This is a genomic window from Yeguia hominis, from assembly GCF_014384705.1.
GTDB lineage: Bacteria > Bacillota > Clostridia > Oscillospirales > Acutalibacteraceae > Yeguia > Yeguia hominis.
Genome location: NZ_JACRSN010000010.1, coordinates 16,959 through 28,914 on the forward strand (window position 1 = coordinate 16,959; position 11,956 = coordinate 28,914).

The window sequence follows — 11,956 nt, forward strand, 5'->3', positions numbered from 1 at the left end:
CTGCAATAAAGACCGGCTCTGCTTGCCCGGAAAACAAAGGCGGCGGCTCCTAGGAGCCGCCGCCTTTTGGCGTCAATTGCATTTCGGGAAATTTCGGAATCGCTTGCGCCTTCCAGCGCAGATCAGCCGCGCGGTTCTACGTGCATTCCGATGCGTTATGACGGATGCATCATTACGCTTTCCGTCTTCTATAAAGGACGGTGCCGGTAAATGCGAACGCGCTGACGAGCAGCAGGCCAACCCATAGCATCGGATTGCTGAAATCACCGGTCTGCGGATTTTGTGTTTCCTTTACAAAGGTAACTTCCAAAGTATGGTTGCCGCTGACCTGCCGGAACATGTAGGCGTTCACCGCGCCGATGCTCTTGCCGTCAATCTTGACATCGGAGATCGCATAGCCTTTGTCCGGCGTGATGGTGAAGGTCTGGTCTTTGCCTTTCCGGACGTTGACATCGCCGGCGGGGGAGACTGTTCCGCCTTTGCCGGCGGTCGCTTTGATGGTGTAGCAGGTGTCTTTGCTGCCGTCGCCAGTGGCGGGAATGGCTTTCGTCTCCGTATACTGGCAAACTTGACAACTATGCTCTTTTTCACCATTTTGGTTTGCGGTCGGATTTTGCGTGATCGTCCAGTCGCCAAAGGTATGCGCTTCCTTCGCAACGATCACCTTGCCGCAGAGCGCATAGTTCTGCGCATGTTCGGTTTCGGTAATCGTCCATTCCGGCGTGCATCCGGCGGCATGATTGTCAGAATCTGTTGCGCCGTAGGCAGTCTTGCAGTCCGCACAGACGGCTTTTTCCGTACAGGTCGCCGTGCCGCCGTGGCACTCTTTGGTTTCCGTGTGGCTTGCATCTCTGGAGCAGATGCGCGTGTGCGTGCCGTCGCCGTTGGACGTCCACGCACCGAAATCATGGTCGAGCGCGGCAAGGGAGATCTCTTTGGAAACGCCTTCTGTTGCCCAAGTGGCCGCAAAGGTCGCTATGAAATTGCCGAGACCGGGTTCCAGGCAGGTCGGTGCGGTAACGACACGATAGTCGGTCACGACGGTCTCGCTTTCCACGTGTGCAGCGTCATTTCTGCAGACGCGCTTCGCGGTGCAGTCGTAGCCGTCTTCGGTTGACGTCCATGTGTATTCCGTTTTGCCCCAGTCATGGCCGGTGGCGGGAAGGGTAACGTCTTTAGTCTGCATAGGGAAGCCAAAGGCAGCGGAGAATGTTGCGGTATACGTACCGGTGCCTTCATGCAGGCAGGTCGGCTCCGTTGTCACAGCATAGGTCACAGTTGCAATCTCAGAGAAATCTGTATGGCATCTTTTGCATACTTTCGTTGCCGCGCACATAAAGCCATCCGGAACCGGTGCCCACGTATAGCTGGGGTCATCCCAGTCGTGACCCAGCACATTGCCGGAGAAGAAGGTCGCCTCATCCGCCGTGCCCTCGGAGCTCAGACCGCAGACCGCGCAGGATTTGTAGTAGACGGCCTTCTCGGTGCAGGTTGCGTCGGATTTCAAATAATTTTCTTCTACGGTTTCTGCCGTGAAAGCATGTGCTGCCATTTCGCCGTATGCGCCGCCGCAGACCGTGCAAACAGCCTTGTGCGTGCAGTCTGCCGTGCCGCCGTGGCAGTCTTTGGTTTCTGTGTGGCTTGCGTCTCTGGAGCAGATGCGGGTGTGCGTGCTGTCGCCGTTCGAGGTCCAGGCGCCCCATTCATGGCCCAGAACGCTGCCGGATTCAAAGGTAGCCTCGCTGGCCGTACCCTTGGAGCTCAGGCCGCAAACCGTGCAGGACTTGTAGTAGACCGCTTTCTCCGTGCAGTTGGAACTGGATTTCAGGTACTGCTCCTCTGCCGTTTCTGCCGTGAAGTCGTGGGGCAGCTTTTCACCGTACTCGGCATTGCAGGTACTACACTTTGCCTTGGCGGTACAGGTGGCCGTGCCGCCGGAACAAGTATCGGTTTCGGTGGTGTTGCAGTTCTCACGCTGGCATGTCCGCGTGTGCGTACCGTTGCCATTGGACGTCCAACTCCACAGATGGCCCAGCGCCGTGCCCGGCTCCTCATACAGATGGTCGTCGTTATATTCGATCAGATCGCAGGAGCACATCCAGTAGTGCAGCGCGTTATGCGTACAGTCTGCGGGTGATTTCAGGGTTCCGGGCGTATTATTCATCCACATGTTGAATTTGTGCTGGTGCCATTGCGCATCAATGTGGATACCACTCACCGTGTCACTTCCTGCCAGATCGCCATAGGTCATATCCTCAGTAACGGTGACATCACCGCATTTCCATCCGGTGAATACCCAGTCTTGATACGTAGGATTTTTGGGCAGGTAATCGAATACCCTGTCTCCCCACCGGACATACCAGGCACTTCCGCCGGCAACCCCCACCGTGGTGTACCCGATGGAATAGTTTTTCACAGTAAACTTTGCCTGAATGGTCAGATCCTCGGCGGGCATTGTGAAGGTCAGCACCGGATTGACCCAGCCGCCGCCCTCCGGCTTGTTGAGGAAAACCCACTCCAGAAACTGATTGCCCGTTGTCGGTGTTGCCGTCAGTGTGACCGTTTCACCTGCCTTGGCCTTTGTGCTCATGGGCGTTACCGAACCCCACTCCGGCATGCCGATCTTAACTACCGTGACGGTGTATTCGTGCTCCGTCCAATGGGCGTAGAGGGTCTGCGTACCGAACACCGTCACGGTGGTGTCGCTCTCGATCTTCGTGCCGCCGTTCTGTTCCGTGTACCAACCGGCGAAATCGTAGCCCTCATAGTTGGGAACCGGCAGTGTGCCGTAGGGTTCGCCGGTCGTCAACGATTTGGTTTTGTCCGCTTCGGCCAGCATACCGCCGTTGGGGTCAAATGTCACAGTGAGGGGCCGCGCAACCGCGCCGGAAACAAGGTACAGCTTCTGGTCATCCTTATACTCCACGTGGGCATTGGCGTCATCCGCGAAAAAGTAATTCGCGTAGTCTTTTTTGTAATTATTAGAAAATGCCACGGGGTAGCTGGTATTCGCGGTGGTGACGCCGACGGACGCGCCTTTGGACATGCCGATCTCGATGGTCAGCGTCTTGCCGGAGGGCAGATACACATTGTTGGCCTTGTCGGAAACCGTGTTGTTCTGCACGAGGGGCTTGTTTCCGACCCTCAGCTGGCCGCTGTTGCTGGGGTTGATATAAATGCCGCCGCCATTGCCGCTGGCTTTGTTATTCTCGATCTTACCGCTATAGAGTTGGCAGACCGAGCCGGTGCGGTAAATATATACGCCGCCGCCATTGCCGGTGGCCGTATTGCCGGAGATCTCGCCGCCTTGCATAATCAGCCATGACGGCTCCTGATTCAGATAGATGGCGCCGCCGTCGCCGCTGGTGTTTCCGGTGATCTTGCCGTCATAGAGGAAGAACTGGCAGTCCTTGTCAAGCACATGAACCGCGCCGCCTTCCTTCGTGGCCCTGTTGCCGCTGATCTCGCCGCCCCGCATGTTGAGCGTTGTCGACTGATTAGAATCTTGGCGCAGGCAGATGGCGCCGCCCCAGCGGCTGGCGGTATTGTTGCTGATCTTTGCGCTATCGGAAATGTTGATGGTGCCCCAGCCCATCAGAATCGCGCCGCCGTCCAGGCTGGAGGAATTGCCGGTGATCTGCGCGCTGCCGGAAATGTTGATCTTCCCGTTGCCGCGCATATAGATCGCGCCGCCGCCGGCATCGCTGCTGCTTTGGGTCGCTTTATTGCCGGAGATGGTGCCGCCGGTCATATTGATGGTCCCGCCGGTGGTGGAGAAGAACGCGCCGCCGTTCTTGGCAGTGTTATCCTTGATGGTGCCGCCGTACATATTGAAAGCGCCGCCGGTGGTGTTCGGCATGTTTGCATTGAATTTCCGGAAAATGGCGCCGCCGTAGTTCCTGCCGTTGTTGCCGGAGATTTCGCCGCCGTACATGTTGAATATGCACTGCTGGTCATCCAGAGCGATGGCTCCGCCGCCGCCTTTGCCGGTGACTTTGCCGCCGGTGAGTTTGCCGCCGAACATATCCAGTCTGCTGGTATAAAGGTAAATGCACATGCCGCCCCAACCGGAGGTAGCGCCCTTGATGGTGCCGCCGCCCTGACAGTCACAGAGGACAAGCCGGCCGCCGTTTTTGACCTCAATCTTATTTGTACCATTGCTGGAGTAGGTCTTGCCGTTCAGGCACAGGTAAAGCGTCGTGCCATCCACCACCAGATTGCTGTTGATGGTGGCATTGCCTGTCAGATAGACATAGGCGATATTGTTGGTATATGTGATGCTGCTCGTGCCGTCCCATGCCGTATAGGTCACGTCGGAATGGCTGGTATGGTCGCCCGCTGTGACGCTGCCGCCGCAGTAGCAATGGGTGTGGTCATTCGCAGTCTGGGGCGCGAAGGCAGTATCCGGTTCGCCGCTTAGCGCCATAAGTGCGGCAGCTGCAGCATCATAGCGGGTAAAATCGAGTACCGCGAAATCTTCATCAGAAAGCTGTACCTTCGCCTCGTCAATGGCTTCTAACTGCGCTTCTACGTCCGCTGCGTTATCCGCGCTGATTGTTTCCGCTTCCGGCAGCGCGTCGATCAGTGCCTGCACATCTGCCGCGGTAATGGCCGAAGCGCCGTTGGACGTACCTGTCTGTCCGCTTTCTTCTGCGGCATATTTCCCGCAGTTTTCTGCCAAAGCGCCCTCTGCGCCGCAGACAGGGCACTCTGCGTTCCTGCTTTCCGCCGTGCAGGCCGTCTCGCAGGTGCATACGGGTGTTCCTTCTGTGCCGTCCTCGGCAAAGACCGTGGTCGGCAGCAGCGTCAGCACCATACAGCAGATCAGCAGGATACTGAACAGTCGTTTCTTCATGGCCATTCCTCGCTTTCTTTTCCGCCTTTCCCGTCCTCCCGCGGGAAAAACGTGTTGGAAGGGGCTTGCATGGGGAGTGTTCCCACGCAAGGGAGTCCGCCCCTTGCAATACCGATGGGTTCCAGTTTTGATGGATTCTAGCTTTCTGTTGGCGGCGCGATTGGCGGCGCGATATCCGTTAGCGAAAAAGAGAAGTGCATTGCCAGCACCTGGAATAATTTCTGCATCACCTGTTCAGAGATTGCGCGGATATTGAGGCTCTCGACAAAGTGGATGGTCTGCTCCACTTCCTCCTTCGGAACGTTGTAGGCACGAAGGCTCATCGTGAGAAACAGCCGCAGCTTTTTTTTCAGCGTCAGTTCCGCGTCGCACGGATGCGCCATGTAACCGCGCATGATGCTGGCAGAGCCGATCTCCATGTCATAAAAATCGCGCGGCGTCAGTTCGGGCAGGTAGGAGCCGAAGATTTGGTACAATTCTTTTGCCGTTTCCTGAAAGATATATTCCGACGCTTCTTTCTGGGTGTAGGCTTCAATATAGATTTCCCGCAGATTTTCGTTCAGTTCGGTGAGCGTCATCTGAATGGCCGTTTCAACCGCGTAAACATAAACCGGCGGCAGCGCCGCACTTGCCGCACTGCGGGCCATGGCAAACTGATTGGAGAACATGAATTCCACGAGCTCCGTCAGGACGCCGTCTTTGGCGCGGAAAATGTTCTGAAAGGTACTGTACGAAACATTGGCTTTTTCGATAATTTCGGCCAGCGTGGATTTTTGATAGCCCTTTTCCAGAAAGAGCTTCACACAGACGGTCAGAATCCGCTTTTTTGCGGGCAAACTCACATTTGTAAGGGATATGGCGATCACTTCTTTTCCCCGGTTTGGTGTGTACACCAAAATTGTAACATGGAAAAACAAAAAACACAATAGAAATCTCATGGTTTGTGTGTGACTTTTCCAAATATCTCAAAAATATTGCACAAGACAGTTTCGCCGGGACAAAAAAGCTGCTTTTTCGGCGCTTGTCTTCTTAGTCAGAAAAACTACAAAAAACGCAAAAAAGGCGGCGTGACCGAAGCCGCGCCGCCTTTGCAGATACAATTTTTCAATTTTACGGCCGCCTGATACGGCTGTCTGTGTTTCCGCAGAAACGCTTTGCTGCAGGGAGCACCCGCTTTCCAAAACAGAAGCCGGGCCTTTGCAGCTTTTCCTTTCAGAGGGCCTGCGGGCGCGCCGATTTTGTGCTGGATCGCGTTCCGTCTGTGCCGTTATGGTACCTTTTAGGACAATTTCATGTAGTTTGTCGCCTGATAGGCATAGAGCATCGCGTCGCTGTAAGCCTCGGTTTCAGAAGCTTCGGTACCGGTAGAGCGGTAGACCTGAATGATATAAGCGCCGCCGTCAGTGTCGATGACATAGCAGTCATAACAGAAAGAAACCAGCGAAGTGTCATCTTCCGCAACAACATAGAAGAAATTGTAGGCGTCATAGTTGCCGAGGAAGCTCCAGTCACTGCCGTCGTTGACCGAGTAGTAAGAAAACTGCAGGTTTTCCGCCACCGATGCGGCAAAGGTATCTTCATTTCCGATGATATTGGAACTTGAACCGCCGGGAACATACTGCATCAAAACGCCGACGTCCATGCTCTCGTCAAAGAGATTGACCAGCTTCATGCCGTCTCCGTCCATAGGCTCCGCCTCGACGGTCCAGCCGTCCGGAACCGGTATCGAGAAATTATAATCCGAATCGGTGTAGACGTCCCAGGAGTCAGGATCCACAATCGTATCGTCCGGATCCTCGTCGTTGTCATCCAAATCCGGCAGAGAGGGGAGATTGTCCGGCCATTCGTATTCCAACGCGGACTCCAGTGCAGAGAGCGTGTTGGAAAGATCGCCTTTCCGGTCTGCAAGAACCTTTTTGACGGCAAATACGCCGCAAACAATCAGCGCAGCGACCAGAACAACCGCGGCAATCGGGATGATAATCAGCGCCTTGCTGCCCTTTTTCATGGGCGTGCCCGGCTGCGGCTGAGGTTCTTGGGGCTGTTGGGGCGCTTGAGGCTGCTGGGGCGCTTGAGGCTGCTGGGGTACCTGGGACTGCTGGATAGGCTGTGCAGCGGGCGCCGCAGCTGCAAGCGGTGTTCCGCAGCGGCTGCAGAACCGTTCGCCCGGCTTTAGGGCGTTTCCGCAATTCTGGCAGAACTGCTGGGCTGGAGCGGGTGCGGCGGGCGTCTCAGCAGCAGGCGCAGGGGATTCCGCAGAAACCGGTGCGGCTGGCGCTGCCGGAGTCTGCGCTGCTTCGGGCACAGCCGGGGCATCCGGCGTCAGCTGCGGTGCTTTGGGAAGCTCCGGCATTACCGGCATCGCGGGAATTTGCGGGGCTTCAGCTGCCGCGGGCTGTGGCGCAACATACTGCGCGCCGCATTCCTGACAGAATTTTTCGTTTTCTTCCATCAAGCGGCCGCAGGAAGGACATCTTTTTTCCATGGCTTATTTCCTCCGATGACAGTCTCCGGTGTTTTGAACCGCGATCGCGTTTTCGTTTAAACCGCAAGAACTGCTGTTTTTTATCAGTATAGCAGGTTATTCGCCGAAATGCAACGGCAGCACGCGCCGGCGCTTGCATTTTTTCCATCGAGAGGGTACAATCAAAACAGGAAAAATTTGCGGGCGGCGGAATGGTGCGGGTCGCCGGAAGGAGAACGCTTCTTTATGGAATTATGGATCATCGGACTGCTGATCGTCGTGTTGGTTGTTTTGGGAATTTTGCTGATTTGTGTTCTGCGCGGGGGAGACAGCCGCAAAACCGGCGAGGCGCTTTCGCAGCTGAAAGCCGATCAGACCGCGCAGCAGGAGCGTCTGCGCCGGGAACTGACGGAAAGCATGCAGGGTTCCATCCGGACGCTCGGCGAAATCCTGACCAATAACCAGCGCGCGACGGACGAGCTGCAGTCGCGCAAATTCGGCGATATGGACCGCAGTCTGTCCGACAAGCAGGACGCGCTTCGGCGCATTGTGGCCGCGCAGCTTTCCCAGATGGAGGAACGCCTCAAGACCTTCGAGACGGCAAACGAGCAGAAGCTGGAAAACATCCGCGAGACTATGGAAAAACGCCTTTCCTATATTCAGGAGGACAACAATAAAAAGCTGGATGCCATGCGGCAGACGGTGGATGAAAAACTGCAGAAAACGCTGGAAGAGAAAATGACGCAGTCGTTCCAGCTGGTCAATGAGCGCCTGGAGCAGGTTTATAAAGGCCTCGGCGAGATGCAGACCCTGGCGGTCGGCGTGGGGGACCTGAAAAAGGTGCTCTCGAACGTCAAAACACGCGGTATTCTCGGCGAGGTGCAGCTCGGCGCAATCCTGGAAGAGATCCTTGCGCCGGAGCAGTATGAGCGCGATGTGGCGACCGTGCCGAAGAGCCGGAACGTTGTGGAATATGCTGTGAAGCTTCCGGCGGACGACGACGGGCACGTCTATCTGCCGATCGATTCTAAATTCCCGGGCGACGCCTACGCGGAGCTGCAGAATGCCTATGAGTCCGGCTCTGCGGAAGCGGTAACGGCGGCATTTTCGGTGCTTTCCCAGCGGATCCGCGCCTTTGCGAAGGATATCCGCGACAAATACATCGCACCGCCGTATACGACGGATTTTGCCGTGATGTTCCTGCCGTTCGAGGGGCTTTACGCCGAGGTGGTCAACCGCGGACTGGTGGAAGTGCTGCAGCGGGATTACCGCGTGAGCATCGCCGGGCCGAGCACGATGGCGGCGCTGCTCAACAGCCTGCAGATGGGCTTCCGGACAGTCGCGATCCAGAAGCGCACGAGCGAGGTCTGGAAGGTCCTCGGTGCGGTCAAGACGGAATTTGACCGATTCGGGACGATTCTCGCTTCGACGCAGAAGCGCCTGGAACAGGCGCACGACGATCTCGACAAGCTGGTCGGCGTACGCACACGAGCCATTCAGCGCAGCCTGCGTTCGGTTGAGAAACTGGATTCCGCAGAAGCGCAGGGAGTACTTGAACGTGAAAGTCTGAAAAGTGAAGAGGAACCGTAACAAATGCTTTACATTTTTTTAAAAAACAGGATTATTTTTGTAAGATGTCCTAAATTCCTACAAAGCGATTTTGCTGATATTGCTAAATCTGTGGATTTGTGCTATAATCGGGTTGCAAAAGGGAAGGGCATTTGCCTGGTTCATCATGAAGTAAGAAGTAAAAAGAAAAAGGGGTAATGGAAAATGGCACTGAATTACACATTTGTCGACTGGGACCTCATCACATCCTTCGTGATCGACGCCTTCAAGGGATACGGAATCCCGGAAGAGGATGCGAAGATCTGTGCGGATATCCTGATCGAATCCGACCGCAGAGGCATTGAGTCGCACGGTGTCAACCGCTTCAAACCGATTTATCTGGATCGTATCAAGGCAGGAATTCAGAATCCGGTTACCAACTTTGAAATCATCCGCGAAACGCCGACCACGGCGGTTGTCGACGGTCATGACGGTATGGGACAGGTCGTCGGTTACAAGTCCATGAAAATGGCAATTGAAAAAGCGAAAAAGTACGGCATGGGTATGGTTGCTGCCCGCAACTCCACGCACTACGGCATCGCGGGTTACTATCCGCTGATGGCCTGCAAGGAAAACTGCATCGGCATCACCGGCACCAATGCGCGTCCGTCTATCGCACCGACTTTCGGCGTTGAGAATATGCTCGGTACCAACCCGCTGACGTTTGGTATGCCGACTGACGAGGACTTCCCGTTCGTAATCGACTGCGCGACTTCGATCACACAGCGCGGCAAGCTCGAATATTATGAGCGTATCGGCAAAGAGACGCCGGCTGGCATGGTTATCGGCCGCGACGGTAGCGCCCTGACCGATACTTCCTATATCCTCAAAGCGCTCGTTTCCGGCGAAGCGGCTCTTGCACCGCTCGGCGGCATCGGCGAGGAACTCGCAGGCTACAAGGGCTACGGCTATGCAACGGTCGTCGAGATCCTTTCCGCAGCGCTCCAGGCTGGCAACTATCTGAAAATGCTCACCGGCATCGGCGAGAACGGCGAAAAAGTTCCGTATCACCTCGGCCACTTCTTCATCGCAATCGACACCGAAGCGTTCATGGGCGCCGATTCCTTCAAGAAGACGGCTGGCAACATCCTGCGTGAACTGCGCAATTCGCAGAAGGCGCCGGGACAGGATCGCATCTTCACCGCCGGCGAAAAAGAGCACGACGTGTGGCTCTATCGCAAAGACCGTGGCCTTCCGGTCAACGAAGCAGTTCAGAAAGAACTCATCGCAGTGCGCGACGAGCTCGGCCTTACCCAGTATAAATTCCCGTTTGAAGCATAAGCGAACGTTCTTTTTCCGATCTTCGGTTCAAAGAATGGCAGCTTGAATAGCCGAACAGCCCGGTACGGTACATTTGTGGTACGCGTCCGGGCTGTCCGTGCGTTTTGGGGAAGATGCAAAATTCACAAAATGTTTGATCCATGTAAAATATTTGTTCATATTACATTAAATTTTTGCATGGATTCTATTTTATATACCGGCGTTTTCGATTGAAATTCGGGATTTTGGCTTTTGCAAAGCAACTGTTCTGTGCAAACAGCCAGCATGGCAGGGCAACGTACGGCGCAACGCGCATTGGGCGCGCATCGGGTTCAGACAACTTGGAAACCCGGATGGAGAGCCGCTCTGCAGGTGCAGAAAAGGGGGATATCATGGCAAATCTTCAGGCAGTTTTCAACCGGTTCCGGAATACCTATTCCGCAGATGAGCGGGCGGTTTTCCTGCTGGTCCTTTCACTATTTTTGTCTATCTATTTAACAGCGGCCTGTGCCGTTGCAACCATCGTCTATATTCTTGTGACCGGCAAGCTTCGGGGAACGCTTTTCGGCGGAAAAGGCGCGGGATATCTTGTGCTCTTTTGCGCGGTGATGCTTCTGACGACCGCGGCTTACGGCCATGAGTTCGAATTATTGGTCGCAATCGGCGTTCTGCTTTTGCTCATTCTGGCGCTGTTTATGCGCAGGGTCATGACGCAGCGCCTCTTTCAGGATCTGATCGACGCCGCCTGCCTGATGAGCATCGGCGCGTTTCTGGTTGCGCTCCTGCAAAAGCTTCTGATCCGGGAAAATCAGTTCGACAACCGGTTTGAAGCGGTATTTGTCAACCCCAATTATTATGCGGCGATCATTGAAATGGTCGTGCTCTTTGCGCTCTATAAAATGCTCACGCAGAAATCCGGACGCCTGTTTTATACCTTTGTAATTGCCTTTAATTTTTCAGGCCTTGCAATCTGTCAGTGCAGAACCGCCTTTTTGGTCATTGCGTGCTCTGTGCCGTGCCTGCTGCTGTTTTTGGGCAGAAAGAAACTGCTTTTGCTATACATTGCGCTCGGTATCTGCGGCGCAGGCCTTCTGTTCTATGATCCCGGCCTGTTTCCGCGTGCGGAAGCGCTGGGCGACGATTTCGATACCCGCTGGTCCATCTGGATGGCGGCAATCGAGGGCTTTTTTGAGCACCCTCTGCTTGGCGGCGGCTGCTATACGTACAGCCGGATCTATACACTCTATGGCGGTGCGCGCACAACCCATGCCCACAATTTACTCCTGGAACTCTTGCTCAATTACGGATTGCTCGGCACCGGCGCAGCCATCGCATATGTCGGCTCCACAACCAGACAGGTGATCCGCCACTATATGGCGCGGCGCAACCGTTCTGCCTGCGCGCTTTGTCTGGCAATTCTCATCGGCGTTCTGGCGCACGGCGCAGTCGATGCAACGCTTTTCTGGCCGCAGACCGGGCTTTTGGCCGCCGCTATTTTTGCGTGCCCCGGAATTTGCGAGTCGAAAAAATGGGCGGCATCGCCATCTTCGCGGATGCCTTCTCTGCATTTGGATCTGCCGGAATCCGCGATGCTGTTTCAGGATTTTCCGGAACAATAAATACCAAAGCAGCGCGCAACCGTTTTCAGCCGGATCAAAAAACCAGGAAATTCTGCAATCAAAACAATACAAAACAGGAAACGCAAAACAACCTGCGTTTCCTGTTCTTTTTTTGCCGTGCAGAGGCTTTTTTAGATGCTTCAGGAGAAT

6 protein-coding genes are annotated in these 11,956 nt (G+C 55.2%); 3 read left to right on the plus strand and 3 right to left on the minus strand.

The window, feature by feature from the left end:
• Positions 1–172 precede the first annotated feature (172 nt).
• The 3 genes from IAG03_RS07720 to IAG03_RS07730 all read right to left on the minus strand — a co-directional run bounded on the left by IAG03_RS07720 (position 173) and on the right by IAG03_RS07730 (position 7,340).
• A complete protein-coding gene (locus IAG03_RS07720) occupies positions 173–4,855 on the minus strand; it encodes an InlB B-repeat-containing protein (RefSeq protein WP_249319544.1) in 4,683 nt (1,560 codons plus the stop codon).
• 137 nt (positions 4,856–4,992) lie between these two features.
• Positions 4,993–5,721, minus strand: a complete 729-nt coding sequence (locus tag IAG03_RS07725) for a TetR/AcrR family transcriptional regulator (RefSeq protein ID WP_249319545.1) — start codon at positions 5,719–5,721, stop codon at positions 4,993–4,995.
• Positions 5,722–6,134: 413 nt separating this feature from the next.
• A complete protein-coding gene (locus IAG03_RS07730) occupies positions 6,135–7,340 on the minus strand; it encodes a zinc ribbon domain-containing protein (RefSeq protein ID WP_249319546.1) in 1,206 nt (401 codons plus the stop codon).
• 225 nt (positions 7,341–7,565) lie between these two features.
• Between IAG03_RS07730 and IAG03_RS07735 the strand changes: the two genes are divergently transcribed.
• The 3 genes from IAG03_RS07735 to IAG03_RS07745 all read left to right on the plus strand — a co-directional run bounded on the left by IAG03_RS07735 (position 7,566) and on the right by IAG03_RS07745 (position 11,806).
• Complete coding sequence (locus IAG03_RS07735; protein ID WP_249319547.1) at positions 7,566–8,909, plus strand: DNA recombination protein RmuC; 1,344 nt, start codon at positions 7,566–7,568, stop codon at positions 8,907–8,909.
• 183 nt (positions 8,910–9,092) lie between these two features.
• Positions 9,093–10,208, plus strand: coding sequence for an Ldh family oxidoreductase (locus IAG03_RS07740; RefSeq protein WP_249319548.1), 1,116 nt, complete (start codon positions 9,093–9,095; stop codon positions 10,206–10,208).
• Between the two features lie 371 nt (positions 10,209–10,579).
• Entirely contained in the window at positions 10,580–11,806 is a 1,227-nt protein-coding gene (locus tag IAG03_RS07745) for an O-antigen ligase family protein (RefSeq protein WP_249319549.1), read from the plus strand.
• The last annotated feature ends 150 nt before the right edge of the window (positions 11,807–11,956 follow it).

Bases quoted from the DNA above. Each gene is read 5' to 3' on its own strand.
- IAG03_RS07720 (WP_249319544.1), bottom strand. From the start codon at position 4,855: ATGAAGAAACGACTGTTCAGTATCCTGCTGATCTGCTGTATGGTGCTG.
- IAG03_RS07730 (WP_249319546.1), bottom strand. From the start codon at position 7,340: ATGGAAAAAAGATGTCCTTCCTGCGGCCGCTTGATGGAAGAAAACGAA.
- IAG03_RS07735 (WP_249319547.1), top strand. From the start codon at position 7,566: ATGGAATTATGGATCATCGGACTGCTGATCGTCGTGTTGGTTGTTTTG.
- IAG03_RS07740 (WP_249319548.1), top strand. From the start codon at position 9,093: ATGGCACTGAATTACACATTTGTCGACTGGGACCTCATCACATCCTTC.
- IAG03_RS07745 (WP_249319549.1), top strand. From the start codon at position 10,580: ATGGCAAATCTTCAGGCAGTTTTCAACCGGTTCCGGAATACCTATTCC.